Genomic DNA, 17,274 nt, shown 5'->3' with positions numbered 1-17,274 from the left:
CCTCACTGGTCGAAATCCCCCAATCCGCAGGAGAGGTCAGCCGTCCATTTTAAGCGCTGAGATGAATGCGGATTGCGGGATTTCGACTTTCCCAAACTGCCGCATCTTCTTCTTGCCCGCCTTCTGCTTGTCCAGCAACTTCCGCTTCCGGGTCGCATCGCCGCCGTAGCATTTTGCGGTGACGTCCTTGCGCATGGCCGATAGGGTCTCGCGGGCGATGACGCGGCCGCCAATCGCGGCCTGGATCGGGATTTTGAACATGTGGCGGGGGATGAGTTCCTTGAGTTTTTCGCACATGGCGCGGCCCCGGCCCTCGGCGCGGTCGCGGTGGACCATCATGGAGAGCGCGTCGACGGGTTCGTCGTTGACCAGCACCTGCATCTTGACCAGCGCATCCTCGCGGTAGCCGATCATTTGGTAATCGAAACTCGCATACCCTTTGGTAACGGATTTGAGCCTATCGTAGAAATCGAACACGACTTCGTTGAGCGGCAGGTCATAGACGACCATGGCGCGGGTGCCGGCGTAGGTCAGGTCAAGCTGAATGCCGCGGCGGTCCTGGCAAAGCTTGAGCACGTCGCCGAGGTATTCGTCGGGCACGAGGATCGTCGCCTTGATGCGCGGCTCTTCGATGTGCTCGACATGGGTCATGTCGGGCATGTCGGCGGGGTTGTGCAGCTCGGTCATGGAGCCGTCGCGCATGTGGATGTGGTAGATCACCGAGGGCGCGGTGGTGATGAGGTCGATGTCGTATTCGCGTTCCAGCCGGTCGCGGATCACTTCGAGGTGCAGAAGGCCCAGAAAGCCGCAGCGGAAGCCGAAGCCGAGGGCGGCGGAGGTCTCCATTTCGGAGGTGAAGGAGGCGTCGTTGAGGGCGAGCTTTTCGATGGCGTCGCGCATGTCTTCGAAGTCGTTGGCATCGACGGGGAAGAGGCCACAGAAGACCACGGGTTGAGACGGTTTGAAGCCCGGAAGCGGGGTCGCGGTGGGTTTCTTTTCGTGCGTGATCGTGTCGCCGACGCGGGTATCGCGGACCTGTTTGATCGACGCGGTGAGGAAGCCCATTTCGCCGGGGCCAAGTTCGTCGATGTCCTTCATCTTGGGGGTGAAGACGCCGAGTTTGTCGATGCCGTAGGCGCCGCCGGTGCGCATCATCTGGATCTTGTCGCCCTTGCGGATCTTGCCGTCGATCACGCGGATCAGGACGACAACGCCGAGGTAGGGGTCGTAATAGCTGTCGACGAGCATGGCCTTGAGCGGCGCGTCCGCATCGCCCCTGGGGGCCGGCAGGCGGGTGACGATGGCCTCGAGCACGTCGGGGATGCCGATGCCGGTCTTGGCGGAAATCTCCACGGCGTCGTGGGCTTCGATGCCGATGACATCCTCGATCTGTTCGCGGACGCGGTCGGGCTCGGCCGCGGGCAGGTCGACCTTGTTGAGGACCGGCACGATCTCGTGGTCGGCGTCGATGGCCTGATAGACATTGGCCAGCGTCTGCGCCTCGACCCCCTGGGAGGCATCGACCACCAGAAGCGAGCCTTCGACGGCCTGCATCGAGCGGGAGACCTCATAGGCGAAATCGACGTGGCCGGGGGTGTCGATGAGGTTGAGGATATAGGTGTGGCCGTCCTTGGCGGGGTATTCGATGCGGACGGTGTTGGCCTTGATGGTGATGCCACGCTCGCGCTCGATATCCATGCTATCGAGGAGCTGTTCCTGCATATCGCGTTCGGCCACGGTCCCGGTGAGCTGGATCAGCCGGTCAGCGAGCGTGGATTTCCCGTGGTCGATATGGGCGACGATGGAGAAATTGCGGATGCGGTTGAGGTCGGTCATGGGAGGCCCTTGGCGCGTGTGGTTCAAGGGCATGTAGCGTGTCGGACGGCGCCGGGAAAGGGTCGCCGCGTCGCGGGTCAGAAATTCCCGCGAAAGACGGTACGTGTCGCGTCCTGATCCCCGAGCGCTTCGAGCAGATGCTGACCGTCCTGGGTGGGGTTGCCGGAGGCGTCGAGCCAATTGCGCCGCTGCGCGATGGCCTCGGGCGAGCGGGTGTCGCGACGCCCGATGTGGGCCGCGAAGGCAATGATCTGTGCGGTTTGCTCGGTGCTGCTGCGTTCGGTCATGGGGGTTCTCCTCCGGCTGTTCAGAAGAGGTAGGGCGGCGGCGCGGCGGGTCTAGGGTTTGGGATTGTGAGAGGGGTGCGAGCGGGTATGGTGGGGGGGCAGAACAGGAAGCGATCATGGCTCGTAGTGACGAAGAATTTCTTGTCTGGCTGCAAAAGGCTCCACGTGATTTTCGCGCCATATTGGCATACCGGTGCGCCATGCGTGTTGTTCCGTTGTTCAGGTTTGTTCGGCGGCCAAGCGAGTATGTGGAGCAATTTGCTCTATTGGGTATGCGTGCTCTTTTGGCTCAAGCGGTTGTCATTATTGGACAAAGAAAGCTGCCGAACCACGTGCTTACTAGTGCATCAAATGTTGAGTCAGTTCGGGAGTTCGCTGAGGGTGCAACTTTCTCTTCTGGAAAGACGTTTGCCGATGGCAAGTTGTTTGCAACCGGGCCCGGATACGCGCTGCAAAGCGCGGCAGATGCGGTACTAGTTCCTACGCTAGGCCCGATAGGTGTCTTCGAGATAATATCGAGGGCTTCTGAGGCGCTTTCAGTGAGGCCAAGTGGCCTAACTCCGGACCTAGTAGTAAATGCGCGAGAGGGACTGGCGTCGTGTATCGATGATGATATCGCTTTTTTCGCAGGCGTATCGAGTGGTGCGGCCATTTTACGGGCACCGATAACGCTGCATCAGTGGCTTGACCGTTACTTCAGCGAATGGACAGCTGAGCGGACTGATCTTTTCGGGAACGATGGTGTCTGGACCTTCTGGGCCAAGTGGTACCAGCGCGCCATGGCAGGTGATCCGCTGCCCTGGGATTTGCAGGAGAAGATTGCGCTGATCCCGAATGAGATTTGGGAGGCCGGGCCGGAGGCGGTGGCTGAGCAGATTGCGCTGATTGAGGCAGCGTTCGAGTTGCGTCGGCGCATCGCCGATTTGGAGGCAGGGCAGGCCGTTGCCGAACAAGGCCGCCACGGGATAGGTGGAAACAACCCACCAGAAGAAATCGACGATGCAGTCGTCGGGGCGCAGGTCTCCGTGATGTGGGAGAGCATCGCAGGCCTCAAGGAAGAAGTTGAAGCTGACGAGCCGGACTCGGGGCGGGTTGCTGCGCTGATCGAGCGGCTTTCCCATGCTCTGAAAGCAGTGGTTGCATGGATCGGTCGTAAGGCTGATTTGGCGGTCGATACGGCGATCAAATGGGGTATTCCGGCTGGTGGCGGTTTCTTAGTTTTGAATCCTGAAAAGGCACATGCTGTTTTGAAAGCAGCGCAGGCGTGGCTTCCGTTTTTGGGGCCTTAGTCCTGCGCCACGGCGCGTTAACAGCGGCCCTTCAGGCCGCCGCGCCATCGACGGGCCTGCCCGGGGCCCGGCGATTTGGTTGAGCTTGGGGATTCGCTCAATCTGGACGATGACCTTGCAGCCATAAAGTGCCTTAGAACCACTGGCGGATCGCCGAACCCAGGCCCGTCGATGGCGCCGCTTTCGGCGGTGTTGTTGTATCGTGATTTGGTTGGGCTAGGTGCGTCGTTCGTTCTGTACGATGACCTGGCTGCCATAAAGTGCTTTAGAAGAACCCGTTGGATCGTCAGTCCACGGCCCGACGATGGCGCGGCTCGGTGACGTTCGAATTCGCACCGTTTCCTTCGGAACCCGTGCTACGCTCGCCCTCCAAACCCAAGGAGCGACCGCCCATGCCGAACCCGATCCCTCTGCGTATTGAAGACATTTACGTGCCGGCCAAGCGGAAGAAGACGCTGGAGGCCGAGAAGGTGGATGCGTTGGCCAATGACATTCTGGAGAACGGGCAGACGACGCCGATCCGGGTGCGGGAAGGGAAGGGGCGGTATGTGTTGTTGGAGGGGTATCACCGGCTGGAGGCTCTGCGCGCGTTGGGGGAGGAGCGGGTCACGGTGTTCGTGACGCAGGCTCGGTTGCATTAGGGGCGTGACGCAGGCGCGATTGCATTGAGGTGGCCTACCCCCAGACCAATTGCGTGACGTGGTAGAAGATCGGCGCGGCGAAGATGACGCTGTCGAGTTGGTCCAGCAGCCCGCCCTGGCCGGGGATCAGGTGGGACCAGTCCTTGACCCCCTTGTCGCGTTTGATCGCGGCGAAGACGAGGGTGCCGCACATCCCCACGAGCGAGGCCATTGCGGCCATGGCGGCGGCGCCGACAAGGCCGAAGGGGGTGACCCAGCTGAGCGTGGCGCCGATGAGGGCTGCGGCGAGGACGCCAGTGGCCATGCCTTCGAGGGTTTTGGGGGAGAGCGACGCGGCGATGCGGCGACGGCCGAAGCGGCGGCCGGCGTAATACTCGGCGAGGTCGCCCAATTGCACGACCATGGCGAAGAACACGATCAGCAGGATCGAGCGGTCCGACCCGTCGGGCATGTCGTAGGTGAGCAGCGCGGGGACGTGGGAGATGCAGAAGACGCAGATCATCAGGCCCCATTGCGTCTCGGCCACGCGGCCCATGAAGTTGGTGGCGTCGCCGCGCAGCGCGGAGATGATCGGCAGCAGCAGGAAGGCGTAGACCGGGATGAACACGGTGAAAAGCGCGGTCCAGTCGAGGGCGACGAAGAGGTATTGCAGCGGCAGGATCACGAAGCAGGCCAGCGCCAGCGACAGGTGATCGGCGCGGCGTTTGCGCGCGAAGGTGAGGAATTCGCGCAAGGCGGCGAAGGAGGCGAAGGCGAAGAGCGCGATGATGCCGATGCGCCCCGCGAGCACGGCCAGTGCCAGCAGGATCGCGAGACCCCACCAGGTGTGCACGCGCATGTTGAAGGCCTCGACCACGGGGTCGGACTGGTCGGGCGGGCAGCGCAGGCGCAGTGCCTCGCCGATGAGGGTGAACAGGATCAGCAGGCCCACGACGGCGAGCCCGAGGATGGCGACATCGGTGGTGGTCTCGGGCGTCATGGGGGTCATGGCGCAGGCTCGGGGGCGGGCTCGGTTGGGGTGGCGTCGCGGTTGGCGTCTGGCGACAGGGCCTTGAGCGCGTCAGCGGCGCGTTGGAGGAAGGTGTCCTTGTCCTCGCCTTCGTGGACATGGACCGGCGCGCCGAAGGTGACGGTGCAGATCAGCGGCAGGGGGATGATTTCGCCCTTGGGCATGATCTCGTTGAGGTTGGCGATCCATGTGGGCACCAGATCAACGTGCGGCCGCGCGACGCCCATGTTGTAGAGCCCGGATTTGAACGGCAGGAGCGGCGCGTCGGTCATGTTGCGATTGCCCTCGGGAAAGATGATCAGCGACGCGCCCTCGTCGAGCGCGGCGAGGATCTTGTCGAGGGGTTTGTCATCAACCTCGGGTCGGCGGTCGATCAGGACGCAGTTGAACACCTCGGGCCCGATGAAGGCGCGCGCGCGGGTCTTGAGCCAGTAATCGGCCGCGGCGACGGGACGGGTTTGGCGGCGCATATGGCCCGGCAGGACCGTCCAGATCATTGGCATATCACCGTTGGAGACATGATTGGCGTAGTAGACGCGTTGCTTGGCGACGGGCTCGATCCCGCGCCAATCGGCCCGCACGGCGGTGATGAAACGCGCCACGAACGCCAAGGCATGGCCCACGGCACGCGCGGCGATGCGGCGGGGAAGTGACGCAAGATCCGTCATTTGGACGTTGTGGCAGAGCGGGCGCGCCAAGGGAAGGCTGCTTTCGGCCAGTATGGCGGCACGGGGGGCTACGGGGGGTACCGGGGGCTACGGGTGGCACCGGGGGGCTAGGCGGCGGCCGGGCGCAGGGCGGGGGCGGTCAGCGCGCCATAGGCGGCCCCGCCGAGCGCACCGCAGGCGGTGGCCATGGCGAGCCCGGCCCAGAGCGGCCAGGGCTGTTGCCAGCCGTCGGCGGGCAGAAGGCAGAGCCGGGTGACCAGATTGACGCCCGCCAGACTGCAACTGAGCGACAGCGTCCAGCCAAGCACCGTGAGCCCGATCCAGCGCAGCGCATCGGGCCGGTGCAGCGCGAAGGCCCATTGCACCGCGCCGACCAGAAGCCCCAGAAGTGCCGCCGCCAGAGCAACCTCGACCATGCCGCGCCACGACGGGGCGACCGGGCTTGGCGCATCGGATCCGAGCCATTCGGGAAGAGCCAGGCCCGCGAGGATGGCGGCGGTGGTCACCAGACCCCAGCGCAGCGCACCGGGGGACCGGCCGCGCAGTGCGGCGGCCTGACCCGCGCCGACACACACGGCCATGGCCACGGCAAAAAGCGCCAACGCCTCGGCCGCGGTGGTGACGCCCTGAAAGATCGCCACGCCAAGCACGCCGAGGCACAAGCCCGCGCAACCGTGCGAGACGGTTGAAAACAAGAACCAGCGCCGCATGTTGCCGCAGTAGCAGATAGCGCGCGGCCCGCGCATCCGTGATTTGAAGGAACACTCTGTTTCTGGCATAGCTCCGGCAGAGCGGAACCGGGCGCAAGACCCGGCATTTTGAACGAGGCTTTACGATGTTGTATTTGAAAACCCGCGCCGCCGGGATCGCGCAGGCCTCGGTTCAAGCCATCCGACTGGCCGCCATTGTGGCCACCTTTCTGGCCCTTCCGACCGCCGTTTCCGCCAACCCCATTGAACGGGCTTGCCTGAGCTCGGACCGGGCCGCGTCGCGCAGTTTGTGTGCGTGTATCGGGATGGTGGCGGGCGATATGCTGACCCGTGGGCAGATGCGCGAAGGCGCGCGCTGGTTCGACGATCCGCAGCGGGCGCAGGACGTGCGCCAATCCGACCGGGCCCGCGACGAAGAGATGTGGCAGGCGTGGCGGGCGTTTTCGACGGCGGCGGAGCAGCTTTGTAGCGGCGCCTAGGCCGCGAAGCGCGGCTTAGCCAAGCCGTTTGGCCCAGGCGGCCGCCGCCTCTTCGATGAGGTCAAGCGCTTGGTCGAAATCACCAGTGAAATAGGGGTCGGGCACCGCGCCGCCGCCGACCGGCTCGAGAAACAGCGCGATGTTGTCGGCTTCGGGTGCCATGTCACGCAGGTCGGCGAGGTTGTCGGAATCCATCGCCAGCACCAGATCGAACGCGTCGAAATCGGCGGGCGTCACGCGGCGTGCGCGCAACCGGGTGAGGTCATATCCACGGGCCTCGGCGGCTTCGATCGCGGGCGGGTAGGGCGGCTTGCCGATGTGCCAGGACCCGGTGCCCGCGCTGTCGATCCTGGCCCCCGGAAGATGCGCACGCAGCACGACCTCGGCGGTGGGGGAGCGGCAGATGTTGCCGAGGCAGACCACGAGGATAGAGTGGGGCACGATGGTTCCTTTGTGAGGATTTGGACATGCGGTTTCTTCTTTGCGGACTTTTTGCCGTGCTGCCAAGCGTTGCCTTGGCCCAGGCAGAGCAATTGCTGGCCCCGATCCCGCCCGGCTTCACCCTTGGGCATGAGGCGGATCAGGGCAACAATGCATCGGCGTTGCAGGAATGGGTGCCCCGGGGCGAAAGCGTCACGGATTGGTCGCAGATGCTGACGATCCGGATTTTCCGGCAACATGACGGGGCCGATCCGGCGGCGTTTCATGGGCAGATGGCAGCGGCGATGACGGAAAGCTGCCCCGGTGGAGAGCAATTCAGCGTCACCGAAGGGGTGGAGCTTGGCACGCCGTTTCACCTGATGATCGCGACCTGTCCGAATTCGCCCGTGACCGGCGGGCCGGAGAATTTCCTGTCGAAAGCAATGGGGGGGCAGGATGCGCTATACATTGTGCAGGGGGCGTGGCGCGGGCCACTGAGCGAGGCGGAGGTCACGCAATGGACGCGGTATCTGTCGGGCGTGACGGTGTGTGACAGCCGCAGGGCCGAGGCCTCCTGTCCGGGATGAGGTGATTGTGCGCCCCCGCGCTATTTGCGACGCAGGGGGGCGTTTGGGTGTGGGTCGGATCAGCCGTCGCTGTGCCCGGAATGGTCGCCGTGCCCTTCACCATGCCCGCCGCTTGAGGGCTGGCGTTCATTGTCGATGGTGATGGTGTGCACGACCGGGTCGGCATGTTCGAAGGTGAACGTCACCTCGATTTCCGCGCCCTGTTCCAGCGGGTTGGTCAGGCCAAGCATCATGACATGCATCCCCCCGCGTTCGAGCGCGATGGTTTGCCCGGCGGCGATGGCGAAGCCTTCTTCGACCTCGACCATGCGCATCACCCCTTCGTCGGTCTGGATATGGGTGTGCAATTCAAGCCGTTCGGCGGCCTCGGAGGTGACACCGATCAGGCGGTCGTCCATGTCGGAATGGTTGAAGATGGTCATGAAGGCCGCGCCGGATTGGGCCAGCGGACTTGCGGCGCGGGCATAGGCGTCTTCGATCACCATATGGGCGGAGGCGAAGGTCGGCAGGGCGGCGAGGGTCGCGCCCAGAAGGAAGCTCTTGAAGGTCATGGTCTGTCTCTTTGATTTGAAGGGATCCGGATGGGCTCAGGCCGGGCGCGGGGGCGCACGGGCGTGATGGTCGAGCCGGAGCAGGACAGAGACGGACAGGGGCGCGTTCGCAGGGGCGGACTCGCGCAGGAGGGCGATGTCAGGCGCGCTGTGCGGCGCGGGATGCGAAAGCGCAAAGGCGAGGTGGCAGACCGGGCAATCCGCCAGGGCGACCGCGTCGCCCGCGCCGTCAAGCACCGGCAGGCCCGCGTCATCGAGCAGGATCTGCGGCGCGCCGGTTCCGCAATAGCCCCCCGCGGCTGCCATGCGCGTTTCGGCCACGATGGCGGCGAGGCTGGTCAGCGCCAGGCACAGGGCCAGAAGGCCGGAGGGGAGAACGCGGCGGATCATGGGATGCAGGTTTACCGGGCGGGCCGGGTGCATCCAAGTCACAAAGACGAAGACACCCCGCGCGGTATTGTCACCGGCGGGGCGTCAGATGCGTTGAGAGCGGGGCTTAGGCCTGTGCGGCCTGGGCCTTTGCGATCTCTTTCTTGATTTTCAGCGCCTTGGGCGACAGCTCAACATCCTTGGCTTTGGCCATGAACGCGTCGAGGCCACCGCGATGATCGACGGTGCGCAAGGCGGCGTTGGAGATGCGCAGCTTGAAGCGCCGCTCCAGGATGTCGGACCCGAGGGTCACTTCGGACAGGTTTGGCAGAAAGCGACGCTTGGTCTTGTTGTTGGCGTGGCTCACGTTGTTGCCCGTCATCGGGCCTTTGCCGGTCAGTTCGCAAACGCGCGACATGGGTTCATCCTCTCGTTCATCGACGGCGCTGGCGGGCGTGCGTTGGATGGCGTGCCTGCCGGACCGGAAACCAAAAGGGCGGCGGGAAGGCCCGACGCCCGGAAATATGAGCGGTGCAATACGAAGGGGGAGGGGGGCTGTCAACCGCGGAATCGGCGCGGCGCGGGGGATATTGGGGGGATTCACGGACGGGGTTTTGCCGCGTAGGTTGGTCGGTGATGAAAGAGAGCGATCTATATCCGCCGGTCAAGGCGTTCCTCGAAGCGCAGGGCTATGAGGTGAAGGGCGAGATCGGCCCGGCGGATGTCGTGGGCCTGCGCGGGGGAGAGCAGGCCGCGGGGGAGATGGTGGTGGTGGAGTTGAAGACGCGGTTTTCGCTGGCGTTGTTTCATCAGGGGATTGCGCGGCTGGCGGTCTGCGATTGCGTCTATGTCTGCGTGGCGCGGGGCAAGGGGCGGCCATGGATGAAGGCGGTCCGTGAGAATGTGAAACTGGCCCGCCGGTTGGGGCTGGGGCTGTTGAGTGTGCGGATGGAGACTGGCGCGGTGGAGGTGCATTGCGACCCGGGGCCTTACGCGCCGCGCAAGGTGGCCCGAAAAACGCGCGCGATCCTGAGCGAATTCGAGCGGCGCGACGGCGACCCGAATTTGGGCGGCCTGGCCGGGGCGCGCGTGACGGCCTACCGGCAGGAGGCAACGCTTTGTGCGGAGTTTCTGGCGCTGGCCGGCGAGGCGCGCGGGGCAGAGGTTGCGAAATCGACCGGTGTGGCGCGGGCCACGACGATCATGCGCGACAATCATTACGGCTGGTTCGAAAAGGTTGCAGTCGGGGTCTATCGGTTGAGTGACGCGGGGCGCGATGTGGCACCTTCGGGCTAAAGGAACGCTGGCGCGTGTGCGTTTGTCTCGCGCCGGGGGCGCTCGGGCGGGGCGTCTGGTCAGGCGCACGGCATCGCGGGCGGCGCGCGCGGGGTGTGAGGGCGGATTTTTGAGTATTTTTGAAACAAGGAAGCCGTAATGCAAACGGAGTTCGAGATCTCAACCCGGGGTGCGGGCTTGTACGCGTTCACCGACGACGTGGCGCGGTGGCTGTCCGGGGGCGGCGACGGGGTTTTGACGTTGATGGTCCGGCATACCTCCGCGTCTTTGTTGATCCAGGAAAACGCGGATCCCGATGTGCAGGTGGATTTGCGTCGGTTCTTCGAGCGGTTCGTGCCGCGCGGCGATGATCCGGCGATGGCGTGGCTGACCCATGTGGCCGAAGGGCCCGATGACATGCCGGCCCATATCAAGGCGGCCGTGTTGCCGGTGTCGTTGCAGATCCCGGTCGCGGGCGGGCGGATGCGTCTTGGTATGTGGCAGGGGATTTACCTGTTTGAGCACCGGGATGCGCCGCATCAAAGGCGCGTGGCGGCTGCATTTTCTGGGCTTTGAGGGGCGGCGGGGCGTCCTTGCAACACCTAGATGCTGTGGCGCGACAAGGCCCCTACCCAAGGCGCTGGGGCCTGCGTATAGTACCTGTGGATAAGAGGGCATGAGCCCCAAGGTCAGAGGCAGGCGCAAAGGCTCCCTTCGCGCGATAGAGACAGGAGGGCGCGGCCATGCGCTGCCCATTTTGCGGAAATGTAGACACCCAGGTGAAGGATTCGCGGCCCGCCGAGGATCACGTCGCGATCCGGCGGCGGCGGTTTTGCCCGGCCTGCGCGGGACGCTTCACCACCTATGAGCGCGTGCAATTGCGCGATCTCGTGGTGATCAAGACCAACGGCAAGCGCGAGGATTTCGATCGCGACAAGTTGGAACGCTCGATCCGGATTGCGCTGCAGAAGCGCCCGGTGGAGCCAGAGCGCGTCGATCAGATGATCTCGGGCATCGTGCGGCGACTGGAAAGCATGGGCGAGACCGACATCAACTCCAAGGTGATCGGCGAGATTGTGATGGAGCGTCTGGCCGCGATCGACACCGTCGCATACGTGCGATTTGCGAGTGTTTACAAGAACTTTCAGGCGACTGGCGATTTTGAGGACTTCCTGTCCGAATTGCGCCCGCCGAGTTCCGTGACCGATAGCTGACATGGAGGACACGCGCTGGATGCGTCTGGCGCTTTCCCTCGGCGCGCGGGGATTGGGCCGGACCTGGCCCAACCCGGCGGTGGGCTGTGTTCTCGTGCGCGAGGGCCGGGTTGTCGGGCGCGGATCGACCGCGCCGGGCGGGCGGCCCCACGCGGAGGTGGTCGCGCTGCGCCAAGCCGGGGGGTTGGCACACGGAGCGACGGCCTATGTCACGTTGGAGCCGTGCAGTCACCAGGGGCAGAGTGGGCCATGCACCGAGGCGTTGATCGCCGCGGGCGTGGCGCGGGTTGTGATTGCGGCGCACGATCCGAACCCGGTTGCCGGCGGCGGGGCCGCGCGGTTGCGGGCCGCCGGGATCGAGGTGGTCGAAGGCGTGCTGCGCGCGGCGGCTGAGGCGGATCATCAAGGATTTTTGACCACGCTGCGTGCCGGGCGACCGATGCTGACGCTGAAGCTGGCAACATCGGTCGATGGGCGCATCGCGACGGCCAGCGGCGAGAGCCAGTGGATCACCGGGCCGCAGGCGCGGCGACGGGTCCATGCGATGCGGATGCGCCACGACGCGGTGATGGTTGGTGCGGGCACGGCGCGGGCCGATGATCCGGGGCTTACGGTGCGGGGCATGGGGGTGGCGCATCAGCCGGTGCGCGTGGTGCTGTCGCGGCGGCTGGACCTGCCTTTGGGCGGCCAGTTGGGGCGCACGGCGCGAGAGGTGCCGGTGTGGTTATTGCACGGGCCGGATGCGCCGAAGGCCGCGCGGGCGGCGTGGATCGAGCGCGGTGCGCGTCTGATCGAAGTGGCGACCGGGCCGGGCGGGCAGATCGACCTTGCCGCGGCCATGGCGCGGCTTGGAGACGCGGGCCTGACGCGGGTGTTCTGCGAAGGCGGCGGGACGCTGGCGGCGGCGCTTTTGTCGGCGGATGTGGTGGATGATCTTGCGGTCTTCAACGGCGGTCTGGCCCTGGGCGCGGAGGGTGTGCCAGCGGTCGGTGCCATGGGGATCGCGCGCTTGTCCGAGGCGCCGAAATTCGCGCTTCGCAGCGTCGAGCGGGTTGGGGAAGACGGGTTGGCTCTTTGGAGGCGTATCGACGAGTAGGTTCGATTAACGCGGCTATCCTGTGGATAAGTCTGTTGATAGCGTCTTGTCGTGTCGCGAAAGTATAAGTTACCTGCGCCAAATCCAACTTTGCCCCGACAGCCAGCCCTGTACCTTCGCCAAGGCGCGCAGGGTTGGTTTGCGGGGCAGGTCTTCGCCTTGTGCAAGCCGCTCCACGGCGATTTCGACCGGGCAGGCAAGCCCCGTCACGGGGTCGACGTAGCGCGGATAGGCGATCAGGGCGGCATGGACCAACGCGGCAAGGGATGGCCGCGCGATGCGTCGCGATGGGGGGCTGCCGAGGTCGGTTGTGAGGCCCCAGCCGGCGTAGAACGGCGCGCCGAGGGTTGTCACCGGCAGGCCGCGGATCAGGGCCTCGAACCCCATGGTGGAGGTCATGGTCACCACATGGTCGGCGACGGACAGGAGCGCCTCGGCATTGGTTCTATCGGCGATATGATCGGCCATCGCGCGCGCCGGGTCGGGCAAGACGCCGGGGCGCAGACCGGCCTCCACATCGGGGTGGGGCTTGTAGATCAGATGAGCCTTCGGGAAGAGCTGCCGGGCCGTTTGCAGGAGCGCTTCGTTGGTGGCGACGTCGCCCGCGCCGAGGCGGATGGAGGCGTCGTCTTCGACCTGCCCAGGCACCAGAATGACGTCGATCCCACTGGGTAGATCATCGGGGAGACCGGCACGTTCAAGATTGTATTTGGTCACGCCGGAACGCCGCAGCGCCTCGATCAGACGCTCGGCCCGGTCGAGCCGCGCGGTGGGCAGATTGGCCGCCGCAGCGATCAGGTGTTCAAGGTCACTTTCGCGGGTTGGATCGTAGTAGATGCCGCGGCTGTCCGTCACCAGCGAGAGGGGCGGCACAAGCTCTGCGCCAAGGCCGCATGAGCGCAGGAAACCGTCCTCGACGCGCCGCAATGCACGCCCCGCCGCGTGACAGGTCTCGCGCAGCTCGGGCGTCTCGCGCCCGGCCCAGACCATGACGCTGCGTCCGTCTCGGGCGGCGCGGAACGGTTGATCTTCGAACTCCAGCTTGCCGTATTGGCCGAAAAATCGCCGCAGATGGCCCTTTTTCCAGCTGCGCATGCCGAGTGCGATTTGTCCGTTGTGGTCTTGCCGCCAGGCACACACTTGGGCCTCAAGCGCGCCGAGCACGTCTTCGACCGTGCCCAACCGGTCGCGGTAGGGATCATACCAGGTGGGGTAGAGGATCAGGGCGGCGGCGACCAGTTGCGCGCGCGTCAGGATCCGTTGGCGGCGCGCGGGCACGGGGCGGCGATCATCGGTCAGACCCCATCCGGCGTAGAAAGGCACGCCAAAAACGACCGGCTTGTGACCGGCGAGAATGGCCTCGAACCCCGCGCCGGAGGTCACGCAATAGACTGCGCGCGCGCCTTCAAACAACGTCCAGAGCGAGGCGGGGCGATCATCGAGCACCACATTCGGCGGTAATCCGTCCGCGTCGAAATGGCCGGCGCGGTGGCCATCGCGAGTTTCGGGATGGGTCTTGATGACGATTTTCGCATCGGGATGATCCTCGCGCGCCCAGGTCAGCGCCTCGGCGAAACTGTCGGGCGTGGCTTGGCCCAGAGCGATGGAGGCGTCGTCGCGCGTCTGGTCGATCACGAGCACGTAACCGGCAGGGTCCGGGCCGGGCAGGGCGGGATCACTGGCGGCGTATTTCGAGATGTGCCCGTGGGTCATGCGCGCGCTTACATCGCGGGCGCGGTTGAGCAACGCGGTGTCATCGAGCGGATGCGTCGCCAGCAGGCTTTCCAGATCGGACGGGCGGGAGGCATCGAAATACATCCCGCTCCGGTCGATCACGAGGCCAAGCGGCGGCTCGCCCGAGCGGCCCGGAAACAGCGATCGGAGAAAGGCATCTTCGACACGGACCAGCGCGGCACCGGTGGCCGCGGCCATGGCCGCGCCGCGCGGGGCATAGGGCGAGTGGCCCCAGACGATCACGTCGTCGCCGGGCGTCGGTTTGCCAAGACGCAGATCGTAGCCCGCAAGCGACAGGATGCGCCGCACGCGGGTGTTGGTCAGAAAGCCGGTGTTGAAGTGAAACGCCCGGCGCGGGTTATCTCGCCCGGGCGTTTCCATTGGGTCAGTCGGTCGAGCCGTCGGCGATGTCCGCAATGGCCGCGGCCGAGCTGAGCGTGCCGGTCAGAGCCGAAATCGCGCTGTTGAACTGCGTGATCGGGGCCGATGTGACATAGACCGTGTCGCCATCACGAATGATGAAATCGCGGGCTTCGAACATGCCCGTGGGCGCCGTCAGGTCGAGCACATAGATCATGCGCTGCGCGCCGATCAGATCGTCGCGACCCAGCACCAGCCGGGCGAGTTCCTCGGGCTCGTTGCGCAGAACGAAGACACCGGTGGGATCGGCGAGTGCGGGGTTGAGCCCGCCGACCGAAGCGATGGCGTCGATGGCCGAAATCACCTGCTCATCGAAAGGCACGATGGTTTGGGCCCCCGTCGCGCCAAGGGCGGTGAACCGACGGCTGTCGTTCTCGACCAGAATGCGATCATTCCCGCGCAGGGCAATGTCGACACGTGGATCGCGGAAGATGTCGTCATACCAGACGGTGCCGCTGTGCCCGCCGCGTACAACGGTGACGCGGGAGATATCGGTGGGCGCCGTGGTGCCACCCGCCGCCGCCAGCATGCCCGACAGGGTGCGGGTGGGCTGTTCGAGGGGGAAGATGCCGGTCGCGGCCACATCACCGGTGACCACAACGGTCGAACCGTCGCCTTCTTCGCGGGTCACGATGACCTGCGGATCGGGGGTTTGTTCGTCGAGGTTACGGGTGATGATCTCGCGCAATTGCTCGGGCGTGTTGCCGGCGGCGCGGATGCTGCCCGCATAGGGGATGAAGATCATGCCGGAATTGTCGACCTGAAGCGTGGTCAGCTGGCTGACGTTGCGCCCTTCCCCGGCCAGAAGACCGTCGGAGACGTTTTCATACACCGTCAGCGTGATCATATCGCCGGTCTGAATGATATCCGTGTTGGACACCCCGGCGTTGATCAGTTCCGCGGGAAAGCCAAGTGCGGGCACGACCGAGGTCGCGACGGTCACACGCTGGTTCACTTCGACAACGAAAGCGTCGCCATCGCGTTGGACGGAGCCAGCGTAGAGTTGATTGCGGGTGGGACCTGCGGAAGGAAGAACGCGGGACAGAACGTCACACGCCCCTACCAATGCCACACAGGTGACAAGCGCGCCGATGCGCGCGATCCGGGAAGCCGAAATGGTCACGGGATGGCTCCTTTAGCCTGAAACTGCCTCAGTATCTTGTTATTGCACGTGCTTTTTGCCGTGCATTGCGCATGACGTTAACGAAAACCGATCCGCCGGAAAAGCCCCCGATCATCTTACCACGGACAAGTGTTGCCTTGGTGCCGGTCTGCCCGCATCGAGCGCGTCATACGGATCGTCCGCCGAAAGCATGATATCGACCACTTGGCGCAGCAATTGCCGCCGCCCTTTCAACGAATAGAAGCTGCCGGCGATCTGCGAGGTCTCCAACAGGTAACGGCGGTAATCACGGTAAGCGCGGCTGTCGGGACGGGTCGGGTCTTGGAAAAATGCGGCCATCGGCTGATCCGAGACAAACTCGGGCTTGAGGTAGACGGCCTGCCCGACGGCCTTGAGCGGCAGTCCGCGCCACAGCGCCTGTTGGGCTGCGGTGGAGTTTACCGTCACCGCCGAGCGCGCGTCATCAAGCAGGCGCGCCAGTTTGCCACCGCGCAGGTAATGCACGCGCTCCTCCACCGCGTGGGCGCGCGCAATGCGGCGGATGTCGGCGCGCATCGGCGTGCGGCCATCTTCCAACGGATGCGCCTTGAACACGAGGTGATGATGCGGCGGCGCGCCATCGGCAAAGCCCGCGATCACGGCGTCGAGGAACTCCGCCATGCTGTCAAAGGGGCCGTGGTCGCGAAAGCTCGCGTCATGGGCCAGTTGCAGCAGCGCCAGGTGATAGGGAAAGCCGCCGGTCTTGATCCGGTATGTCGCCAGCACCCGGTCGAGCCAGAACAGCGGCATCAGGGCAAGGCGGCGCAGATAAAGGAGGAATTCGTCGCGCACGCTCAATGCGCGATGCGGTCGGAAATGTGCATAAGCCCGGTTCGCCAGAAGCACGAAGCCATGGTAGACCGCGCCGTAGAAGACGTGCTGGCGCATGTCGCCCCAGCGCGCGGGCGCATCGGGCAGGTCGCGGTCATGGTCGGCCAGCGCCACGCGCATCTGATCCACGGAGGTCTGCATCAGGCGCGAATGGCCGTTGGCGCCGCCGCGTTCATAGCTCACCCAATAGGGGCGCAGGTAGCCTTCCTCGAACACATGGACGGTGAGGCCGCGGGCCTTGGCTTGTGCGATTGCCCGGGCATGGACCGGGCGCGTGTCGCCGTAGAGCACCAGATCGGTGATGGCTTTCTCGTCGAGCAATCGCGCGATGCACGCGTCCCATGCCTCGGCCCGGTCGCGAAACGGGATATAGCTGGCGCGGTCGGGCCAGAACGCCTGATCGCCACGGTTGAAGCCGACACGCCAAACCGTGCCGCCCGCCGCCCGCAACATCTGCGCCAACCCGTGAAAGAACGGCCCGTGCGGGCCTTGAAGAAACAGAAACGTGCGGTGGCTGTGGCTGTGGACCATGGAAAGATCGCTCTTTTGATTGGCGCTATTTAGCGAGGTTTGGTTAACAAAATCAAAAGGATTGGATCGAAAAAGCCGAGCGCGTGTCGTGCAGCCCTGAACGCCTGCGCTCTGGACCATGGGGGCGGTCCGCGCGATAGAGGGGCCACACGAAGGAGAAAGCCT

The 17,274-nt window shown here is 64.9% G+C and carries 20 protein-coding genes; 8 read left to right on the top strand and 12 right to left on the bottom strand.

The window, feature by feature from the left end:
• Nucleotides 1–36: 36 nt before the first annotated feature.
• Both lepA and V8J83_RS09150 read right to left on the bottom strand, forming a co-directional pair.
• Nucleotides 37–1,836 (bottom strand): translation elongation factor 4, encoded by a 1,800-nt coding sequence (lepA, locus tag V8J83_RS09155; RefSeq protein WP_339985656.1) that lies wholly within the window; start codon nucleotides 1,834–1,836, stop codon nucleotides 37–39.
• A 77-nt stretch (nucleotides 1,837–1,913) separates the two neighbouring features.
• Nucleotides 1,914–2,123, bottom strand: coding sequence for a hypothetical protein (locus tag V8J83_RS09150; RefSeq protein WP_339985654.1), 210 nt, complete (start codon nucleotides 2,121–2,123; stop codon nucleotides 1,914–1,916).
• A 116-nt stretch (nucleotides 2,124–2,239) separates the two neighbouring features.
• On the opposite strand from V8J83_RS09150, the gene V8J83_RS09145 reads away from it, so the two are divergent.
• Nucleotides 2,240–3,412, top strand: a complete 1,173-nt coding sequence (locus tag V8J83_RS09145; protein WP_339985652.1) for a hypothetical protein — start codon at nucleotides 2,240–2,242, stop codon at nucleotides 3,410–3,412.
• Nucleotides 3,413–3,804: 392 nt separating this feature from the next.
• On the top strand, nucleotides 3,805–4,053 hold the full coding sequence (locus V8J83_RS09140) for a ParB/RepB/Spo0J family partition protein (RefSeq protein WP_339985650.1): 249 nt from the start codon (nucleotides 3,805–3,807) through the stop codon (nucleotides 4,051–4,053).
• A gap of 34 nt (nucleotides 4,054–4,087) precedes the next feature.
• Here the strand turns inward: V8J83_RS09140 and V8J83_RS09135 are convergent, their stop codons facing one another.
• The 3 genes from V8J83_RS09135 to V8J83_RS09125 form a co-directional block, all read right to left on the bottom strand.
• Complete coding sequence (locus tag V8J83_RS09135) at nucleotides 4,088–5,041, bottom strand: phosphatidate cytidylyltransferase (RefSeq protein ID WP_439649764.1); 954 nt, start codon at nucleotides 5,039–5,041, stop codon at nucleotides 4,088–4,090.
• Nucleotides 5,038–5,730 carry a lysophospholipid acyltransferase family protein gene (locus tag V8J83_RS09130; protein ID WP_339985648.1) on the bottom strand — a complete coding sequence of 231 codons (693 nt, stop codon included), beginning with the start codon at nucleotides 5,728–5,730 and terminating at the stop codon, nucleotides 5,038–5,040. The genes V8J83_RS09135 and V8J83_RS09130 overlap by 4 nt, the downstream gene beginning before the upstream one ends.
• Before the next feature lie 107 nt (nucleotides 5,731–5,837).
• Nucleotides 5,838–6,440 carry a hypothetical protein gene (locus V8J83_RS09125; RefSeq protein WP_339985645.1) on the bottom strand — a complete coding sequence of 201 codons (603 nt, stop codon included), beginning with the start codon at nucleotides 6,438–6,440 and terminating at the stop codon, nucleotides 5,838–5,840.
• A 125-nt stretch (nucleotides 6,441–6,565) separates the two neighbouring features.
• Between V8J83_RS09125 and V8J83_RS09120 the strand changes: the two genes are divergently transcribed.
• Nucleotides 6,566–6,919, top strand: coding sequence for a hypothetical protein (locus V8J83_RS09120; protein ID WP_339985643.1), 354 nt, complete (start codon nucleotides 6,566–6,568; stop codon nucleotides 6,917–6,919).
• Between the two features lie 15 nt (nucleotides 6,920–6,934).
• Here V8J83_RS09120 and V8J83_RS09115 read toward each other — a convergent pair whose 3' ends face one another.
• Nucleotides 6,935–7,360, bottom strand: coding sequence for a low molecular weight protein-tyrosine-phosphatase (locus V8J83_RS09115; RefSeq protein ID WP_339985641.1), 426 nt, complete (start codon nucleotides 7,358–7,360; stop codon nucleotides 6,935–6,937).
• A 26-nt stretch (nucleotides 7,361–7,386) separates the two neighbouring features.
• On the opposite strand from V8J83_RS09115, the gene V8J83_RS09110 reads away from it, so the two are divergent.
• Complete coding sequence (locus tag V8J83_RS09110; RefSeq protein ID WP_339985639.1) at nucleotides 7,387–7,926, top strand: hypothetical protein; 540 nt, start codon at nucleotides 7,387–7,389, stop codon at nucleotides 7,924–7,926.
• Between the two features lie 59 nt (nucleotides 7,927–7,985).
• Here the strand turns inward: V8J83_RS09110 and V8J83_RS09105 are convergent, their stop codons facing one another.
• The 3 genes from V8J83_RS09105 to rpmB all read right to left on the bottom strand — a co-directional run bounded on the left by V8J83_RS09105 (nucleotide 7,986) and on the right by rpmB (nucleotide 9,264).
• The gene (locus V8J83_RS09105; RefSeq protein ID WP_339985637.1) at nucleotides 7,986–8,477 is read right to left on the bottom strand and encodes a copper chaperone PCu(A)C; all 492 of its coding nucleotides are present in this window, start codon (nucleotides 8,475–8,477) and stop codon (nucleotides 7,986–7,988) included.
• A gap of 36 nt (nucleotides 8,478–8,513) precedes the next feature.
• Entirely contained in the window at nucleotides 8,514–8,867 is a 354-nt protein-coding gene (locus V8J83_RS09100; protein ID WP_339985635.1) for a DUF2946 family protein, read from the bottom strand.
• Nucleotides 8,868–8,973: 106 nt separating this feature from the next.
• Nucleotides 8,974–9,264, bottom strand: coding sequence for a 50S ribosomal protein L28 (rpmB, locus tag V8J83_RS09095; RefSeq protein WP_339985633.1), 291 nt, complete (start codon nucleotides 9,262–9,264; stop codon nucleotides 8,974–8,976).
• Between the two features lie 218 nt (nucleotides 9,265–9,482).
• On the opposite strand from rpmB, the gene V8J83_RS09090 reads away from it, so the two are divergent.
• From V8J83_RS09090 to ribD, 4 genes are all read left to right on the top strand, one after another.
• Entirely contained in the window at nucleotides 9,483–10,142 is a 660-nt protein-coding gene (locus tag V8J83_RS09090; RefSeq protein ID WP_339985631.1) for a DUF2161 domain-containing phosphodiesterase, read from the top strand.
• Between the two features lie 138 nt (nucleotides 10,143–10,280).
• Nucleotides 10,281–10,697 carry a secondary thiamine-phosphate synthase enzyme YjbQ gene (locus V8J83_RS09085; protein ID WP_339985629.1) on the top strand — a complete coding sequence of 139 codons (417 nt, stop codon included), beginning with the start codon at nucleotides 10,281–10,283 and terminating at the stop codon, nucleotides 10,695–10,697.
• Nucleotides 10,698–10,864: 167 nt separating this feature from the next.
• Entirely contained in the window at nucleotides 10,865–11,335 is a 471-nt protein-coding gene (nrdR, locus tag V8J83_RS09080; protein ID WP_339985627.1) for a transcriptional regulator NrdR, read from the top strand.
• Nucleotide 11,336: 1 nt separating this feature from the next.
• Entirely contained in the window at nucleotides 11,337–12,431 is a 1,095-nt protein-coding gene (gene ribD / locus V8J83_RS09075) for a bifunctional diaminohydroxyphosphoribosylaminopyrimidine deaminase/5-amino-6-(5-phosphoribosylamino)uracil reductase RibD (protein ID WP_339985625.1), read from the top strand.
• A 69-nt stretch (nucleotides 12,432–12,500) separates the two neighbouring features.
• Here the strand turns inward: ribD and V8J83_RS09070 are convergent, their stop codons facing one another.
• The 3 genes from V8J83_RS09070 to V8J83_RS09060 form a co-directional block, all read right to left on the bottom strand.
• Nucleotides 12,501–14,546 (bottom strand): capsule polysaccharide biogenesis protein, encoded by a 2,046-nt coding sequence (locus V8J83_RS09070; RefSeq protein ID WP_339985624.1) that lies wholly within the window; start codon nucleotides 14,544–14,546, stop codon nucleotides 12,501–12,503.
• Nucleotides 14,547–14,550: 4 nt separating this feature from the next.
• Entirely contained in the window at nucleotides 14,551–15,708 is a 1,158-nt protein-coding gene (locus tag V8J83_RS09065) for a polysaccharide biosynthesis/export family protein (RefSeq protein ID WP_339985622.1), read from the bottom strand.
• A 111-nt stretch (nucleotides 15,709–15,819) separates the two neighbouring features.
• Nucleotides 15,820–17,109 (bottom strand): capsule polysaccharide biogenesis protein, encoded by a 1,290-nt coding sequence (locus V8J83_RS09060; RefSeq protein ID WP_339985620.1) that lies wholly within the window; start codon nucleotides 17,107–17,109, stop codon nucleotides 15,820–15,822.
• Between the last annotated feature and the right edge of the window lie 165 nt (nucleotides 17,110–17,274).

The sequence above is a fragment of the Gymnodinialimonas ulvae genome (assembly GCF_037543845.1).
GTDB classification, from domain to species: Bacteria; Pseudomonadota; Alphaproteobacteria; order Rhodobacterales; family Rhodobacteraceae; genus Gymnodinialimonas; species Gymnodinialimonas ulvae.
The sequence above is the reverse complement of the archived record's forward strand: the minus strand, read 5'-3'. Positions and strand labels throughout refer to the sequence as shown.

Coding starts and splice junctions, on each gene's coding strand:
- lepA (WP_339985656.1), bottom strand. CDS start 1,836: ATGACCGACCTCAACCGCATCCGCAATTTCTCCATCGTCGCCCATATC.
- V8J83_RS09150 (WP_339985654.1), bottom strand. CDS start 2,123: ATGACCGAACGCAGCAGCACCGAGCAAACCGCACAGATCATTGCCTTC.
- V8J83_RS09145 (WP_339985652.1), top strand. CDS start 2,240: ATGGCTCGTAGTGACGAAGAATTTCTTGTCTGGCTGCAAAAGGCTCCA.
- V8J83_RS09140 (WP_339985650.1), top strand. CDS start 3,805: ATGCCGAACCCGATCCCTCTGCGTATTGAAGACATTTACGTGCCGGCC.
- V8J83_RS09135 (WP_439649764.1), bottom strand. CDS start 5,041: ATGACCCCCATGACGCCCGAGACCACCACCGATGTCGCCATCCTCGGG.
- V8J83_RS09130 (WP_339985648.1), bottom strand. CDS start 5,730: ATGACGGATCTTGCGTCACTTCCCCGCCGCATCGCCGCGCGTGCCGTG.
- V8J83_RS09125 (WP_339985645.1), bottom strand. CDS start 6,440: ATGCGGCGCTGGTTCTTGTTTTCAACCGTCTCGCACGGTTGCGCGGGC.
- V8J83_RS09120 (WP_339985643.1), top strand. CDS start 6,566: ATGTTGTATTTGAAAACCCGCGCCGCCGGGATCGCGCAGGCCTCGGTT.
- V8J83_RS09110 (WP_339985639.1), top strand. CDS start 7,387: ATGCGGTTTCTTCTTTGCGGACTTTTTGCCGTGCTGCCAAGCGTTGCC.
- V8J83_RS09105 (WP_339985637.1), bottom strand. CDS start 8,477: ATGACCTTCAAGAGCTTCCTTCTGGGCGCGACCCTCGCCGCCCTGCCG.
- V8J83_RS09100 (WP_339985635.1), bottom strand. CDS start 8,867: ATGATCCGCCGCGTTCTCCCCTCCGGCCTTCTGGCCCTGTGCCTGGCG.
- rpmB (WP_339985633.1), bottom strand. CDS start 9,264: ATGTCGCGCGTTTGCGAACTGACCGGCAAAGGCCCGATGACGGGCAAC.
- V8J83_RS09090 (WP_339985631.1), top strand. CDS start 9,483: ATGAAAGAGAGCGATCTATATCCGCCGGTCAAGGCGTTCCTCGAAGCG.
- V8J83_RS09085 (WP_339985629.1), top strand. CDS start 10,281: ATGCAAACGGAGTTCGAGATCTCAACCCGGGGTGCGGGCTTGTACGCG.
- nrdR (WP_339985627.1), top strand. CDS start 10,865: ATGCGCTGCCCATTTTGCGGAAATGTAGACACCCAGGTGAAGGATTCG.
- ribD (WP_339985625.1), top strand. CDS start 11,337: ATGGAGGACACGCGCTGGATGCGTCTGGCGCTTTCCCTCGGCGCGCGG.
- V8J83_RS09070 (WP_339985624.1), bottom strand. CDS start 14,546: ATGGAAACGCCCGGGCGAGATAACCCGCGCCGGGCGTTTCACTTCAAC.
- V8J83_RS09060 (WP_339985620.1), bottom strand. CDS start 17,109: ATGGTCCACAGCCACAGCCACCGCACGTTTCTGTTTCTTCAAGGCCCG.